Below are 16,488 nucleotides of genomic sequence, written 5' to 3' on the forward strand. Positions count from 1 at the left end.
CTTGCTTCTCGCTCCTCGTCTCTCGCTTCTAGTTTCTTACTTGACAAAACTCAACTCAAGTTCCAGCTTTACCAATACAGGCAAACCTATCCCAAAAAAGTCATCACTTTCTTCTTCTTCCAATAAAATTGTTAGACTATTGGCTGTAAGTTGTTTTACTTCAAAATCAGTCACTTCTTCCTCAGAAGTTAGCCTTAACAGGGTTTCTCCATTGAGCAATTCATAAGTTCCTGATTCATCAAAATTACCGTCTTGCCTGATCTCGTAAGTGCCATCAGCATTAAATTGAAGCTCTGTTCCTTCAAAATCCTCAGAACTGAATATATCATTTCTGATTTCATTTGCGGCTTCCTGTGCTTCTTGTGCACTGGCTCCTACAGCTTGTAAAAACTGCTCCAGTGGCTGACCATTGATGGACATATCGAAACTGAATGCGCTATAATTCCAGATTCCTACAATAGGGGAAACCTGTGGTTCATCCTTTTCCCCACAGGAAAAAAGAACCATCAACAGCCCAAAGGCTATAATTTGGAAAAAGTAAGTTTGATTTTTCATAGATTTCTTTTTGATTTTTTAACAAATAACAAAAGAAACACCTTAAAATAAAACTAAAACTTTCAAAATAAATAAACCTTTTTGCAAATATTGTCTTAGTCCGATTTAAGACTAAACAAAGCCTGCAAAAAGGTTTATGAAACGATTAATTCGCTTACAAAGTAACGAAACTAATCCCTAAGTTAAAATAGACTGTATTGCTCAAATTGTTGACCATTCCATATTCCTGGGTACCGAAAAAGCCTCTAAAAAACTCGCGACTTCCTTCCAGTTCATCTGCATTAAAGGTCCAGTCAATCCTATAGCCTGCCTGAAAATGCATCCAAAATGGGCCTGAAAGCTGCTTTTGAAGCTCTATTCTAGGCCTTAACTCTCCTCTTCGGATTTCATAGCTGTTATTCGCTACAGAAAATTCATTGATTCTGTAACTCTGTCCTTCCAATTCATACCCAAACAAGAGTAAAGCGCTTTTGCTGAAATTGTACCTTCCATGAGCCCTTGCCGGAAAAAGGATTTCAGTGCCCCATTTTCTGTCAGCACTCGTCACATCATACATGATTACAGGCACATAGTTAAGGTTTCCAACTCTGTAAGTTCGCGCCAAACCCAGTCCCCATCTTTTTCTTTCACTGACACGTTTGGCATATACTGCAGCCAAACTCCACCTCACGGTATTAAATGGCTGCAATGAGAACCCATAGTCACCACTCATATCCAATGAACCTTGGAAAATAAAGAAGTTCTCTTCCGAGATGGGTACAAAGAATGTGTTGGTCCAATTCAAGTTGTTTAAGCCTCTTTCATCCAATATCCTAGTCAGTCCGGATGCATCACCCGGTTCTTCCACACCTCCTATATTGTAGCCTACCCGCATATAGTTTAATCCACTTTGCCAAACCAAATTGCTTTTTGAAATGACAGGAATGTTGGAATTAAACCTTAATCCACCTGTGAAATTCACACGGCCAGTTTCCGAAATAGGAGCATTTTCGTCAACTCCCCATCCTGAATTTCCACTTGCTGGAAATCTGGCTGAAGATAAATTCATATCGTATCCCAATTGTTGGTCATAGGAAATGCTCAAAAACCTAGTGGGGCTTAAACCCACAATTGTAGGCTTAGCGAACCTTTTGACTTTAGAATCATCAACCAACTCCAAGTCGTCATACATATCCCAGTCTTCCTCTTCTTCCTCTTGGGCTATAAGGGGGGTTATCCCTATTGACAGCATTAATGCCATCAATAGGAAAAGATAGTTTTTCTTCATACTTACCTGGCTTATTTCACTTTCAGTCTTCTCCAGGTATCTGATCTACCAAAAGTTTTGACACCTACATATCCTCTAATGTCCAAGGTGTTCTCATCCTTCATGGTGATCACACTGCTGTAAGTATTTCCGGTTTCAGGATCATATATGGTACCTTCTTCCCACACACCTTTACCTTTATATTCAAAATCCTTAAGCATTCTATAGCCTCTTAGAGGCACATTTCTCATACTCTCATCAGGATTATTACGATCTAGTTTAGGTTCGCCTGTTTCGGGATCATTCGGTTCTTTCAACCACACAATACGTCCATAATATTTCCCATCGATATTATCGATTTTCACCTTTGCTTTACCATGTCCAGGTTCCCATACACCTACAAGGTCATCTGCCTCCTGGGCAAATGCAAAGGCGCAAACGGAAAGAAATGCTAATGATAAGATTATCTTTTTCATATTATTTTGAGTTTATTTTGAGTTTAAATTATTGCTATTTTATTCCAAGCTCGAATTTCACTTTTACTTTGAAAGCCACATTGTCCCAATACTCTTCTTCCAATAAATCAAAATCACCAACAAAGGTCATCCTCCCATCTTGAAAGGCAGAAGCGAGATTTTCTTGTTTTCCGGCGACAGATAATTCCATGACCTCATCTGAGTCCAATTCGCTATTATAAAGCCCCACTCTTGTCATTGAAGTACTTTGTGAGGTAACCTCAAAAACCATTTTTTCTAAGCTGGGAAGGTCTTCCTCAGGCACTAGGCGGATTTCAATCGCGGTAACTTTGGCTTTGGACACTTTATTGCCTTGGTCTCCCAATAAACTTGACAGATCAAATTCCCAGGTAGCTGTAGCAGTATTAGAACCTTCAAACAATGGTCCTTCAGCAACCATGTCCAGTTCTGGAGTTTCTACCTCAATGGTATTTAGATTTCCTCCACAGGAAACTATCAAAACCAGTAACAGACAAAGAGATAAACAATTCACGAGTTTTTGCATAAGTACAATCTTTTAGCGGTCCTGAAAACTGAGCAAATCAAAAGCCCTTTTTAAAGACATTCAAACTGAATTTTACCCATTTTCAAACCATAATTAAGAAATCAATTGCATTCGGAGATCAACCTAATTTAATTTTTAGGTCAATTGAGTCTCATTTTGAGATCCTGAATTCTAAATGAGATTCAGGAAATAAGGCAATATAAAAATGCCTGTAAGGAATTTGGGAAGCCAAAAAAGATGCTTTGCATAAGTCTATCTGTACTTTGGTTCCCGGCAAAATTCAAAAGCAATCAAACATGCTTATTCACTTAGAATTCTGCCTTGAATTATTTTCTTGGAAGCTTATTAGTAATTATCTCCCGGCAAATGACTACGCTTGGAATTAGTTACCCTGATGGGTTTCAATTCATATTGTTGAAATAGTAAACTTGCTAGTCTTTCAAGTGCCGGAAATCTTCTTAATAAATTTTGCATAAGTATATTTTAATGGGTAAGAATAAATTTAGTGGCTACGAATTTACAATTTTTCACCTTTCATTGAGAAATTCACTTTGAATATCCCAATTACTTTTAACTTTGAATAGCTTGTGATGTTTCAGTAATCGCAATGTAATCCGGAAACAATAAGCTGTTTTTCTTTCAAATTCTCAATAAATCTTTACAAATATGATGCGAAAATTATTCCTTTCATCCTTTCTCCTTATTCTGTTATGGAATTTTTCTTATGCGCAGGAACTAAGCAATACAGAAAAACAACTGGTTGACCTAATAGATAAAAACTATTCAGAGACAGTTGCTTTGTTGGAAGAAACCGTCAATATCAACTCCGGAACGCTTAATTTAGAAGGTGTTAGAGAGGTTGGACGAGTATTCGAAAGAGAATTCGCTAAAATTGGCTTTAAAACAGAATGGATACAACTGCCGGATTCTCTTAAGAGGGCTGGACATTTTGTAGCAAGCCGCACAGGCAACACCGGAAAAAAGTTGTTTTTCATCGGGCATTTGGATACCGTTTTTGAGAAAGACATGCCCTTCTATCCGTTTACCATGGTAGATGAGCAAACAGCCAAAGGACAGGGTGTAAATGACATGAAGGGTGGTAATGTGATGATTTTTGCAACACTCAAAGCGCTTCATGAGATGGGTTTATTAGAAGACAGAACCATTACGGTATATTTCAACGGAGACGAAGAAAATGCAGGGCATCCATCCCATGTAAGCAGGGCTGATTTTATAGAAAGAGCCAAGCAGCACGATTATGCCTTGGGTTACGAAACTGCTCAGGGCTTTAATATCGCCACAGTCGCAAGAAGAGGTGCTTCTACTTGGGTTTTGAAAACCGAAGGCAAGCAGGTACATTCCTCCGGAGTGTTTAAGGAGCATGCAGGTTTTGGAGCCATTTATGAAGCTGCTAGAATCCTGAACAGCTTCAGGGAAGAACTTCTGGGAGAGCAGTATCTCACATTTAACCCCGGACAGATCATTGGAGGTTCTGATATCAAATATAACGCAGACACGGGTGAAGGAGAAGCTTTAGGCAAGACCAATATTGTGGCCAGAGAAGCTTTAGTGACTGGGGACCTAAGGTTCTTAGGCGAAGAACAGAAAGAAGCCGCCAGAGAAAAAATGAGAAAGATTGTTGCTGAAAATCTAAACCAAACCAAAGCGGAAATCACTTTTCAGGATGGTATTCCTTCCATGGTCCCAACTCAGGGAAATTATGCTTTAGTAGAAAAACTCAGTGAAGTAAGTCAGGCAATGGGGTTTGGAAAAGTAGAAGCTGGAGACCCTGGGTCTCGGGGTGGTGGTGACATATCCTATATAGGTGAATATTTGGATTGTATTGATGGCATCGGAGCTTCAGGGACTGGGGCGCATTCACCAGCAGAGACTATCAATATGAAGGAGTTCCCTGATCTGATCAAAAGGAGTACTGTATTTGTATATAGGCTATTGGACTAAAATATTGGTGAGATATATTTAGGTTTAGAACATTTTCTTTGGAAATAAAGATCTACTCAAAATTCATTAAACTTTCACTTTGCCAAATAAATTAGAGGAAATCACAAAGATTTGAATTCCAAATTTGGAATTTCAAGCTTAAATTGTTGGTGTTTAACTTGAATTTGAGAGCTTCGAAGAATTTTCATGAAAAATAAACTTGCACTTATTTTCGGTATTGTTGTTTGGCTAGCTGTCATCCTGCAATACTATTTGATGATGGGAAACAGGGTTGTTGGCATATTTGAAACTACCATCCGGTTTTTCAGCTTTTTCACGATCCTGACCAATACTCTGGTGGCGGTTTATTTTACCATTCAAGCCAGCAAAAAAGAACATCAAAGAGATGGGTTTTGGGACAACCCCGGTACACTAACAGCCATCGCAGCCTACATTTTGGTGGTGGGATTGGTTTATCAGTTCATTTTGCGTCCGATCTGGGACCCGCAGGGCTTGGCAATGGTAACAGATGAGTTATTACACTCGGTCAACCCATTGCTGGTACTTTATTTCTGGTTTAGGTATGAGAAAAAAGAGCTGGTTAAATGGAATCAGGTAAGCTATTGGCTGATCTATCCGCTTTTATATTTTATCTGGGCCATGTCGCATGGTTTGGTTTCGGGGTTTTATCCCTACCCTTTTGTCAACCTTCCCGAAATAGGATTGACTCAATTGATGATCAATTTTGTGATGCTCTTTGGTGTATTCTCTGGATTGTCACTTTTGCTGGTATGGATAGGAAAGAAAACACAAGTGAATTCATGAGACTCCTAAAACACGTTTGATATCTATGGAAAGTGCTCATAGTACAGATCGAGCCATTTGAATTGGTAGAATTTAAAAATCAAGAGCTTTGACCCCCATCCTAAAAGTCAAACGTTTGCATAAATTTTGAAGGATTTTTAAGAGATAAACATACCCAACAACAAGTTGAAATCTGTACTTTAGCTTTATGAGAAAAAGGCTGAATACTTTTATAACCCTGGCTTTGGCTTCATTGATAGCCTTCGCATGCCAAAGAGAAACTGAACAGAACCTTGAAGATTTATCCATGCAAGAGCAACATAAAGTAGTAGTATATCAGGTTTTCACCAGATTATTTGGCAATACCAATAGCACAAACAAAGCTTGGGGCACTATTGAGGAAAATGGTGTAGGTAAGTTCAATGATTTCACGGATAAAGCACTGGAAGAAATCAAGAACTTTGGAGTAAGCCATATCTGGTATACAGGAGTTCCTCATCATGCTGTTATCAGAGATTATACTGCCTATGGAATTTCTCTAGATGATCCAGATGTAGTCAAAGGAAGAGCAGGATCACCTTATGCAGTCAAAGACTATTATCAGGTCAATCCTGATTTGGCAGAGGATCCATCCAAAAGAATGGAGGAATTTGAAGCGCTGATTGGACGTACCCATAAGCATGGCATGAAAGTCATCATAGACATTGTACCCAACCATGTGGCAAGAAAATATGAAGGAAAAAACAACCCTAATGGGGTTAGTGATTTTGGCGCTGACGACGACACTTCCGTTGAATACAAGAAACACAACAATTTCTATTATATTCCGGGTAAGGACTTTCATGTTCCTGATCCTTTGGATGGCTATAAACCCCTTGGGGGAGAAGATAATCCTTTAGCAGATGGTGAATTTGAGGAGTCTCCTGCCAAATGGACTGGTAATGGCAGTCGGGAAGCCCAGCCTAATTTCCATGACTGGTATGAGACTGTAAAAGTAAATTATGGAGTAAAGCCGGATGGCAGTAAAGACTTTCCAGCGTTACCTGAAGACTATGCAGACAAGGATTATCGTGCCCATCATGAGTTTTGGAAAGATAAAGATGTACCCTCCTCTTGGAAAAAATTCAGGGACATTGCGCTTTTTTGGACCAAAAAAGGAGTTGATGGATTCAGGTTTGACATGGCAGAAATGGTTCCGGTGGAATTCTGGTCTTACATGAACTCTGCTATCAAAACGGAAAATCCGGAAGCCTTCCTTTTGGCAGAAATATACAATCCTAAAGCCTACAGAGATTATATCCATTTGGGGAAAATGGACTACCTCTATGACAAGGTGGAGCTCTATGACACCCTCAAAAATATCATGCAGGGCAAAGGATCAACCGATAATTTGATTCCGATTCAAAGCGGACTTTCAGATATCAACAAAAACATGCTGCATTTTCTGGAAAACCATGATGAGCAACGTATTGCGAGTCCTGAATTTGCAGGAAATGCCGAAAAGGGCAAACCTGCAGCAGTTGTTTCCGCTACCATTGATGCCGGCCCTATGATGATTTATTTCGGACAGGAAGTAGGTGAACCAGGTGCTGAAGATGCAGGATTCGGAAAGCCCAGCCGCACTTCAATTTTCGATTATATTGGAGTTCCTCATCACCAAAGGTGGGTAAACGAAGGTAAGTTTGACGGAGGGAAGCTCTCTCCTAAAGAAAAAGAGCTGAGAGAATTTTATAAAAATTTGCTGAATTTCACCTTATACAGTCCTGCACTATCGGGAGAGTATACAGAAATTCATTCCTACAACAGGCAAAATACAGAGTGGTATAATGACAGGGTTTTTTCCTTTGCCAGGTGGGGAAATGGTCAACGACTTATCATTATCAGTAATTTTGATGCGGAAGACTCCTTTGGCTTTGAGCTGCAACTTCCCAAGGATCTGATCAGTAAGTGGGCTTTACGGGATGGAGAATATCCACTGGAGGAGCGCTTGTATGGAAATGCAAATCCTACTCTCATAGTAGAAAACAGAACAGCCAGAGTGCGGGTTGACTTAAAACCTTTAGAAAGTTGGATACTGGAATTGATATAGATGAAAATATCAAATTAACCCTTTTATTAGCTCCTCAAACACTTTCGGTGTAATTATTTGGGCTGTTTTAAAAGGGTTCAGTTCTAATAAATCCTTGTCCCCTGTCACTAAAAAATCCGCTTTTGAAAAATCAATCAGATCAAAAAGAAAATCATTTTTTGGATCTCTGCTAACAAAATATTTTGAGCTGATTTCAACGTTTTCTCCTATAGCTTCAAGAAGATCAATCAATTCCTTTACACTTTCGGGTGGAAAATATTTTTTAAGTTTTTGTCTGCTTGTTACTGTTTCAATTTCCTTAAGCAGCTGCTCACAAACTACAATCTTAATCTTTCCATCGACTATATATTTTTTAATTTGAGCTAGTCGTTTGCCAATTAAAAAACTTATCCAAATGTTGGTGTCAAATATGACTTTAATTTGATTTTTTATCATAAAACTGCTGTCTTACGATTTCTACTTCTTCAGATAACGTTTTTAAATCCAATTCATCAGTTTTAAAAGTATCCATAAGACGCGAAAGCCTGCTATCAATCACCTCCTTTTCCAGTTCTTTTGAAAGCTTTAACTTTTCCTCCTTTGATAGCTGTTTGACTATTGACAAAACCTGGTCAAAAGTCAAATCAATTTGAAGTGCTGTTTTCATTTCTTTCATTTTTAAGATTATTTGTCACTTTTTTCACAAATCAAGCTTATAAACCAATTTCTAATGCAGCCTTTACATTTTTCAATTTACAATAAAAACGAATCAAAAGACTGAAAAATTCAAAAAACCAAAACTAGCATGGCCAAAAATTAAAAATCATTAATTCAACGCTTTCCCTCCCAAGGAACATAAACCACCTTTTTGGTTTCAAAAAAGTCTTCTTTGAAATAATCCTCCAGGTGGTAAGTGATATAGCCTACATTCCTTTCTTCCATTTCCTGATCTACGTCTCCACCTTTCAATAGTAGCAGACCATTTTGCATTTCATTGATGTCCTCTTTTCGGAATTTGCCTTTTACCCACGGAATGAAATTGGTGAAACGGGTCACGGCTCGACTGATTACAAAGTCATAGCGTCTGACCAGTGTTTCAGCCCTAGCCTGTTGGGCTTCCACATTACTTAATTTCAATTGCTTTGCAACATCCTTTACCACAGTAATTTTTTTGCCTATGGAATCCACCAAGTGAAAATGGCATTCTGGAAACATAATTGCCAAAGGAATCCCCGGGAAGCCACCTCCAGTACCTAAGTCCAAAATCTTGGTGCCCGGCTCAAACTCAATTACTTTGGCAATACCCAGTGAGTGCAGAACATGTCTTTCATAGAAATGTTCTACATCCTTTCTACTAATGACATTGATTTTTTCATTCCAGTCGGCATACATGCCGCCCAGTTTTTCAAATTTTTCGATTTGCTCAGCACTGAGGTTGGGAAAGTATTTTAAAAGTAATTCCATAACAGCTATTTGTTTCGCCGTCAAAATTAAGCTTTTCATTCAAATAAATAAATCAACTCCTTTTGAAGAACGTGTTTACCAATCTAAAAATCAGGTAAACCAGGCCAATAAGGAGGAGAAAATTAATAAGCTGCCAAAGAAAAACAGTGCTTGAAAACATAGGTGTATTTTTTACCACCTAAAATAATAAAAAACACAATCCCCACGGTTTTCTGCTTAAAATTTATCGGTCAAAACCAAAGAAAATCCCATCGATGTCTATCTGCGCCTTTTATGGATTTCTTTTTTTGTCAACCACTGATCAAACCTAAGGTAGCTGAGGCCGCCGTGCGTGTCTTCACGCACGGCTTTTCAACTGATGTTTAGACGCCAACGGCAGCGATGATTATATTCTTTCTTGAAGAGATTAGTATTTATTCGTGCATTCGTGGCAAATGTTTTTCAAATAAAAAATTATCAGCTTTCGAAAAGCTGACTGGTCTATTCATGGGAAATCTATAACTGAAAAAGCAAAAGCACCAAGCTTGACAAATTCTGTCTACTTAGTGCCTTTGCGTCTTTGTGGCCCTTAAAATTTGAGCCTTACAATAATTTAATTCTCGGCTAGATTCTCAGTTCGGGTACTTATTCTGCCAAGCAAATGATGACCTACCTCTTTCCCTTTGGAAGCACCATGAACAATTGCAGGCATATAATGAATGCCACCATAAAGCCTGCTGATTGCAGCTTCATCAGCAGCCTCCCTGAAGGAATTAAATTCCCTGATCGGAAGTCCATAAGCTACTTCTGTAGAATCTACAAAGTGAAATGGTTCCCCAAGTAGTTCTGTAAGTGTTTCAGCTGCTGCATTGGATATCACACTGTGTCCAGAGGTATATTCCGGAAAAGGCGGCGTCTGCAATACAGGCAACCAATCCTCATCTATATACTTATTGATGTAGGTTTCAGGTCGAATCAAAATCGACCTGTACTTTTCATCCCAACAGGCAATAAACCCATCAAAAAGAGCCACACCGGTCATAGCCAAAGTCTCAGCGGCTCCCTTCCAGTCATGACCAGCTGTTTTAGAGGAAATTGCCGCAATTCCCATCCAGTGTCCACCTGGTGTAATTTTTTTCTCAGCAAACATCACATGGCCTTTGACATTGACCTTATAGGGATTGCAATCCCAGAAATATGCGATATCACTTTGCTCTTCGGTTAGGTCTTTGACTACTTTAAAAACCTCTTCAGCTTCCTTAAAGAATTCTGAATTGGGGTCTGTAGAAAATTCAGTGGGGGGCACAGACTTATATTGTGCAGCTGAATCCAATACAAACGGCCTGATTTTATTCCAATGGGGCTCAATACCTTCTCCATACGCGGGAGGAGTTGGCTGCCAAGTATTGGGATCATTCCTGACTGTATATTTCTCAAAAGAACGGCTCTCATGGTAATTGTCTTTTTTAGAATAGGCTATCACATGATCTGCAACCTGCTCACCGAAAGCCACAGATTTCTGAAAAACTTTCTTAGGCACACCCTTTTTCCTGATTTCTTCATAAGCCTTATCCCTGTGACTAGTCATCATGTCTTCCGAAAAAATCATCGCCGTCGCTACTTTGTAATAAGCAGCCAATGAAGCCAAGGGCAAATAAACATCCTCCTCAAACTCAAACTCTGCTTTCTCAAAGCCGTTGAGTTGTCCCATCAAACTTTTGTATTTCGGATCTGCCAATACGGCCACCTCATAAGCAGCAATTGATGGGTAGGCATAAATCCTACTTGCAACAGGAGGTGAAAAGATATCGTGAATAATCACATTGGTTAAACGGATTTGGGCTGCGGTCTGATATGCTCCATCTGTGATGACATCTTCGTAATCACCATTCTCCTGGCAGGCCATCATTATCACACCAATCACTGCAGCCAGGAATATTTGTTTCAACACTCTTTTCATTCTATTTCTAATATTATACTTCAAAGTTAACAAATCCCTATTACTCAGTCAAAAGGAATGGAATTTGAATCTACTGGGAAATCAAAGCTAATGATTATTTTGAATTATGACCAAGAGAAATCAGGCACAATTCAATGATTTTGGACAGGAAATAATATCAGTGGATTTTGAAAAATACCGGACGATCATCATTCCTGACAGCAATGAGATAAGGCGCTCCATTCAATGATATTTTCTCAATAGCCCTGTATTGACCCCAATATTCAGAACCAATAATGGAAAGTGGCATACTGCTCCAACCATTTTCTGATTTTTCCATCAAGGTCATTGGCTGTGCTGCAGCTTTGCCCAAATCATTCCTGAACCCATAAAAATTCCCAACAGCCAATAAAAATTCTCTGCCCTGTGAATTGGTAAATCTTACAAAATCCCTGATAGGACTGAACTGTGCCTCAATCGGAAATGCCTCAAAATCCATTGATCCTTTTGGGCCTATTACAATGCTTCCTGAGCGCTGGTTGTAAAATGGTAATGTATCGGCTCCCTGAAGGGTCTGATTGTCGTAGAGGCCTTCCGGTGACTTTAATTTACTGTAATTAAGATAGTCTGTATGCTTCCGTTTGATTTCTGGAATTTGTCGGATCAGGTCATCTCTGCTGGCAAATGGTACCAAATAAGAACCCATGTAATGAAAAATAAGTGGATCAAGCTGCCCGTTATTATCAAAATCTTTAAGGTAAAGCCATACAGGCTTCTCGGAACTTGCTTTCAATTTACTGTTCAGTCCAAGATTACCCAATAGTACCGAAAGCTGATCTCCTTCTTCCCATATCATAGAGGCAGTATACCATCCTGCGGAGGTAGAAAGCTCTTCTTCCCATATCTCTTTAAACTTCCCTTTATCATCCTGCTCAAAAACCCTGATTGGGCTCCATTCCCCAACCAAAACCAACTCCTTTTTACCATTTCGGGTCAGGTCTGCCCAAATAGCCTGTTGCAACATCCCGGCAGTGAAATCATCCCCAAAATATTCCGCTGTCATTTCTCTGAATCTCCCTTTGCCATCATTGAGCAATAAATAGGATTTTGGACTCAGTCCGTAGCTTCCTGTAACCACAGAGGAAGTCACAAAAAGATCCGGAAAACCATCCCCATTGACATCATGCACAGCAACACTTGAGGTGTTTTCTCCTATTGGAGGTAAGGAATTCATGGAAAAAGTAAAATTACCTTGCCCATCATTGAGAAATACCCGGTCAAAATTGAAGATTTCTCCGCTCTTATACTCATTGCCTCCACTCCCTATATAAAGGTCAGGAAAACCATCCCCATTCAGGTCCGCCAAAACCGCCACTACATCTTCTGCTGTCTTCAATTGCTCAAAGAAGGGGTTTTCTCTCTTTTTAAAACTGCCGTCAGTTTGCTGAAAATATACAGAAGCGGCTTGTCCCTTGGCACCCCCCAGAAAGATATCATCCAAGCCATCCCCATTCATGTCTCCCACTGCCAAGGCAGGACCTTCCGTACCGTATCTCCTAGGCATTAGATACTCCCTTCGAAATTCATCGAATTCGGTGTTTTCCTCGTGCTTCCAGTCGAGTAAAACATCTGCTTTGGACAATACTGATTTGGATATTGATTTTTTAGGTAGAATGGTAGTCTGCCCCTTTCCTTTTTCCATAACCTCTTTGCTTGCGGTGGAAAAAGAACCAAAGTTCTCAGTCTTTTTCGCTGACCAGCTGACAAGTACAGAGTCTATTTTTTCAAGCTGACCCAATCCAAAAGTCAATAGGGTAGACCCACCTGATTGAAATCCACGGGACGTGCTCAAGGTCTGTTGCCATACCTTATCTCCTGCAAAAACCCATACCTGAGCGCCTATGCCAAAAGTGTTTTTCTGATCACCTTTTAGCTCAACTTGAAAATATCGGTTTTCGGATTTTTCAGTGCTGAGATTCTTGTAGATAAAAGCCTCTTGGTCCAAGTTGTTGATCACCAAATCCAAATCGCCATCATTATCCAGATCAGCATAAGCCGATCCGTTTGAGTAAGAGGCATGTGCCAAACCCCATGAATCAGAAATATTTTCAAAGTCCAGATGGGCTTTTTGACGGAAAGTGTAATTTGGCAACTTCATGCTGGGCAGCATATCAACTTGTTTTTGTTGAATTTCTTTTTCAGAAAGTCCAGGACTTGGCTCTTGGCTATACTGTATAAAATCCAAATCATTGGGCCGTTTGACAATGCCATTGGTCACATGAATATCCACCAAGCCATCATTGTCCATATCAAAAATCAAAGGTGACCAACTCCAATCGGTAGCAAATGTATTCGTCAAAAGCGCTATGTCAGAGAACTTGCCATTCCCTCTGTTCAGTTGCAGGTGGTTTCTGACATATTGATCACCATAGCCCAATCTCTTCTTTACATCAAATACTTCCTGCTTGTCTTCTCCTACTGACTTCATCCAAATTTCAGGATCTTCAGGTAGCATATCGGTAGTGAAAATATCCGGCAAACCATCCTGATTGATATCTGCCAGGTCATTTCCCATACTGTATCTGCTGGTATGGGCTATATATTCCTGCAGAGACTCCACAAAAGTCCCATCACCCTGATTGATGTATAGGTAATCGTCCTCCGTAAAGTCATTGGAAACATAGATATCAAGCCAACCATCCTGATTCACGTCTGCTATCCCTACTCCAAGACCAAAACCCAAACTGCTGGAAAGTATTCCTGCTTCCAAAGTCACATCTTCCATAATTTCCTCACCCTGTGCTACCCGGCTTCTAAACAGCTTATCCCCTCCTTTTTCATCTTGTGAAGTAAACTTGGTATCTGCATGAGAAAAAACTTCCGGTTTTTTGATGGAGTGGTTCAATAAATACAAGTCTAAATCTCCATCCTGGTCATAGTCAAAAAATACAGCATGCGTCGAAAAACCCTCAAAGTCAATCCCGTATTCAGCAGCTTTCTCGCTGAAAGTCAAATCCCCATTATTAATGTAAAGCCTATTTTTGCCTTGAAGGCCTTTGTAGTCTCCTACCTGGCAGACGTAAATATCCAATAATCCGTCACCGTTGACATCCGCCATGGTCACTCCTGTGGACCAACCTCCTCCCCCATCTACTCCGGCTTTGGCTGTAATGTCCTCAAACTGTAAATCACCTTTATTCAGGTAAAGTTTATTTTCTCCCTGATTGGAAGTAAAGTAAATATCGACGAGCCCATCGTTGTTCACATCACCCAAGGCCACGCCACCACCATTGTAGAAATAGAGGTATTCTATGATGTTTAGGCTATCAGAAGAGGTAAGGTCGTTACGGAAATCAATTCCAGTATCATCCGATGAAAGCAGCTCAAAAAGGTTGTCTTCCCCTGAATCAGGAGCACAGGCAAAGCAAGCTATTAAAATCAAAAAACACCTTATTCCAAACTTCCTCATTTCCATTTTTATAAATGCTGAATTTCAAAAGTCTAGAAAGACCAAAACTCAACTGCATCATTATTTTTGACCACCATCAATAGCTTATCATCTCCCTTTTTGACCAAGTGCAAATCTCTGATATCGCCGTGCAACTGTAAACCATGCTCTCTATTAGGCAGGTATTCAAAGGTTCCATCACCATTTCCAATGAGCACTTCTCCATAACTGGCATCGTACTGCCCTACCTCGGGTTTGGCTCCTTTCAAATTTCCAGCGAGAATCAGGTCTTCAATTCCATCTCCATTCAAGTCAGTCACCAGGATGCTGTAAATCCATGATCTCTGTGCCATTCTTGGAAGCACTTTGATTTCAAAATTACCTTCACCCAAATTCATCATCACTGCTGACTCCCTAAAATTAAGCTCCTGCATAACAGCATTTCTCAACTCTTGGGGCGTGAAAATATCCTCCATGTACTTATTATTATAAGTACTGTATTTAAGAAATCTCTTTTTAATTGAAGGTACCTGCATTTCCAACTGATGTTTCAAGGTGAAAGGAATATGCCTTCCTCCATCTTTTTGAACAAAGAGATGCTCAACACTGCCATTCTGATCAAAATCATTGACAAACATCCTGATAGGACTTTCCAAAGTAGGCTTGAACCTGCTGTTCAGGCCATGATTCCCCAATACAAAATCAGGGATTCCATCCCCATCAAAGTCCCCTACAGCTATAGTCTGATACCAACCTTTGTAGGCATCAAGTTCTGGTGCTTCAAGCTTCTCAAGTTTACCACCTGTATTGCGTAAGATGGTAGGGGCCATCCACTCTCCTACCAATATCAGGTCTTCAGTACCATCCCCATCATAATCTGTCAATACAGCATCTGTCACCATTCCTATTTCTTTGAGTTCAGGAGCGAATTTTTCTGTTCCATCAGAAAACTTACCCTTCCCATCATTGATCAAGATCATGCTGTTTGCATTGACCCCATAGAGGAAAGGAATCACCCTTGCTCCTATAAAAAGATCCAGATCCCCATCTCCGTCGATATCCATTACTTTGACCACCTTGCTGCTGATTCTAAAGTTTTCCAAGCCACTGTTTTCTGATTTGGAAAAATTGCCTCTTCCATCATTTACATAAAGCCTGTCCGCTAGGTCCATAGCACCAAAACCTGATTCATTTCCTCCTGAAGTAACAAACAGGTCCAAATACCCATTACCATTGGCATCAAAAAACACCCCATTGGTATCCTCTGAGAGCCTGTCACTCCTGAACGTTTCCTGAGGCGACAACCTGAATCTGCCTTCTGAAGTCTGAATGAACAGCTGCCCGGGAAACCCTTTGGCACCACCCAGGTACACATCCTGCAAACCATTTCCGTTGACATCTCCCCATACGGCTTTGGGGCCTTCTGTTGAGAGCATGTGGTAAGTCAATCTATCACGATCAAAGTCCACCGCCTGATTTTCCCTATGGGTATAGTCCAAAACAGAGGTGGATTCAACTTTTGAAAAAAGCTGATCTGAAGGTTCCATAAAAAACTTGAAATCTTCCGGAGCATCGACTGCTTCTTCCCACTTCAGGGTAAGTGTCTGATTGCTGCTGATATCTTTTAGGATATTGATTTTACCATCCGGCCAGCGCACATGGATTTCGTCAATATTCTCTAGCTCCCCAAGACCAAAATTGAGTCTTGGGTCAACTGAGGACTGAAATCCCCTGTTGGGCATCTGTTCCATGTAAAAAAGCTTATCTCCCGAAAGCAGCTTTACCTGGGTACCTATAGCCGCAGTATTGGCATCTTTCCCCTCCAAGGCTATTTTTAGGAAATTATTTTCAGGAAAAAACTCCAGACTCCTGTTTTTATAGATCAAAACCTCATTATTCACATTGTTGACAACGAGATCCAAAGCCCCGTCATTATTCAGGTCTCCATAGGCGGAACCATTTGAATGGATAGGGTCACCCATTCCCCATTCATGGATCACATTGTCAAAATTCAAGTTTCCCTT

General features: G+C 40.1%; 13 protein-coding genes. 3 read left to right on the forward strand and 10 right to left on the reverse strand.

Annotated features, from left to right (window positions below; translation table 11 throughout):
- Positions 1 to 36: 36 nt before the first annotated feature.
- The 4 genes from EA341_RS13055 to EA341_RS13070 all read right to left on the reverse strand — a co-directional run bounded on the left by EA341_RS13055 (position 37) and on the right by EA341_RS13070 (position 2,821).
- Positions 37 to 555, reverse strand: coding sequence for a lipocalin family protein (locus EA341_RS13055; protein ID WP_293015244.1), 519 nt, complete (start codon positions 553 to 555; stop codon positions 37 to 39).
- Positions 556 to 709: 154 nt separating this feature from the next.
- Positions 710 to 1,822 (reverse strand): DUF6268 family outer membrane beta-barrel protein, encoded by a 1,113-nt coding sequence (locus EA341_RS13060; RefSeq protein WP_293015247.1) that lies wholly within the window; start codon positions 1,820 to 1,822, stop codon positions 710 to 712.
- Positions 1,823 to 1,833: 11 nt separating this feature from the next.
- Positions 1,834 to 2,277, reverse strand: coding sequence for a DUF2147 domain-containing protein (locus EA341_RS13065; RefSeq protein ID WP_293015250.1), 444 nt, complete (start codon positions 2,275 to 2,277; stop codon positions 1,834 to 1,836).
- Between the two features lie 34 nt (positions 2,278 to 2,311).
- The gene (locus EA341_RS13070; protein WP_293015254.1) at positions 2,312 to 2,821 is read right to left on the reverse strand and encodes a hypothetical protein; all 510 of its coding nucleotides are present in this window, start codon (positions 2,819 to 2,821) and stop codon (positions 2,312 to 2,314) included.
- 669 nt (positions 2,822 to 3,490) lie between these two features.
- Here EA341_RS13070 and EA341_RS13075 point away from each other — a divergent pair.
- From EA341_RS13075 to EA341_RS13085, 3 genes are all read left to right on the forward strand, one after another.
- Positions 3,491 to 4,783, forward strand: coding sequence for a M20/M25/M40 family metallo-hydrolase (locus tag EA341_RS13075; RefSeq protein WP_293015274.1), 1,293 nt, complete (start codon positions 3,491 to 3,493; stop codon positions 4,781 to 4,783).
- A 186-nt stretch (positions 4,784 to 4,969) separates the two neighbouring features.
- Positions 4,970 to 5,587, forward strand: a complete 618-nt coding sequence (locus EA341_RS13080; RefSeq protein ID WP_293015256.1) for a Pr6Pr family membrane protein — start codon at positions 4,970 to 4,972, stop codon at positions 5,585 to 5,587.
- 187 nt (positions 5,588 to 5,774) lie between these two features.
- Complete coding sequence (locus EA341_RS13085) at positions 5,775 to 7,655, forward strand: alpha-amylase family glycosyl hydrolase (protein ID WP_293015259.1); 1,881 nt, start codon at positions 5,775 to 5,777, stop codon at positions 7,653 to 7,655.
- Positions 7,656 to 7,664: 9 nt separating this feature from the next.
- On the opposite strand, the gene EA341_RS13090 is transcribed toward EA341_RS13085, so the two are convergent.
- From EA341_RS13090 to EA341_RS13115, 6 genes are all read right to left on the reverse strand, one after another.
- Positions 7,665 to 8,090: a putative toxin-antitoxin system toxin component, PIN family gene (locus EA341_RS13090; RefSeq protein ID WP_293015262.1), complete on the reverse strand. Its 426-nt coding sequence runs from the start codon at positions 8,088 to 8,090 to the stop codon at positions 7,665 to 7,667.
- Positions 8,071 to 8,310: a hypothetical protein gene (locus tag EA341_RS13095; protein ID WP_293015265.1), complete on the reverse strand. Its 240-nt coding sequence runs from the start codon at positions 8,308 to 8,310 to the stop codon at positions 8,071 to 8,073. The genes EA341_RS13090 and EA341_RS13095 overlap by 20 nt, the downstream gene beginning before the upstream one ends.
- Before the next feature lie 155 nt (positions 8,311 to 8,465).
- The gene (gene rsmG / locus EA341_RS13100) at positions 8,466 to 9,098 is read right to left on the reverse strand and encodes a 16S rRNA (guanine(527)-N(7))-methyltransferase RsmG (protein ID WP_293015268.1); all 633 of its coding nucleotides are present in this window, start codon (positions 9,096 to 9,098) and stop codon (positions 8,466 to 8,468) included.
- A 592-nt stretch (positions 9,099 to 9,690) separates the two neighbouring features.
- Positions 9,691 to 11,061 carry a vanadium-dependent haloperoxidase gene (locus tag EA341_RS13105; RefSeq protein ID WP_367127486.1) on the reverse strand — a complete coding sequence of 457 codons (1,371 nt, stop codon included), beginning with the start codon at positions 11,059 to 11,061 and terminating at the stop codon, positions 9,691 to 9,693.
- Between the two features lie 133 nt (positions 11,062 to 11,194).
- Positions 11,195 to 14,491: a VCBS repeat-containing protein gene (locus EA341_RS13110; RefSeq protein WP_293015270.1), complete on the reverse strand. Its 3,297-nt coding sequence runs from the start codon at positions 14,489 to 14,491 to the stop codon at positions 11,195 to 11,197.
- A gap of 26 nt (positions 14,492 to 14,517) precedes the next feature.
- Positions 14,518 to 16,488: FG-GAP-like repeat-containing protein (locus EA341_RS13115; RefSeq protein WP_293015272.1), on the reverse strand; the 1,971-nt coding region annotated here is incomplete at its 5' end.

Source organism: Mongoliibacter sp. (assembly GCF_007692705.1).
In the GTDB taxonomy this organism is placed as follows: domain Bacteria; phylum Bacteroidota; class Bacteroidia; order Cytophagales; family Cyclobacteriaceae; genus Mongoliibacter.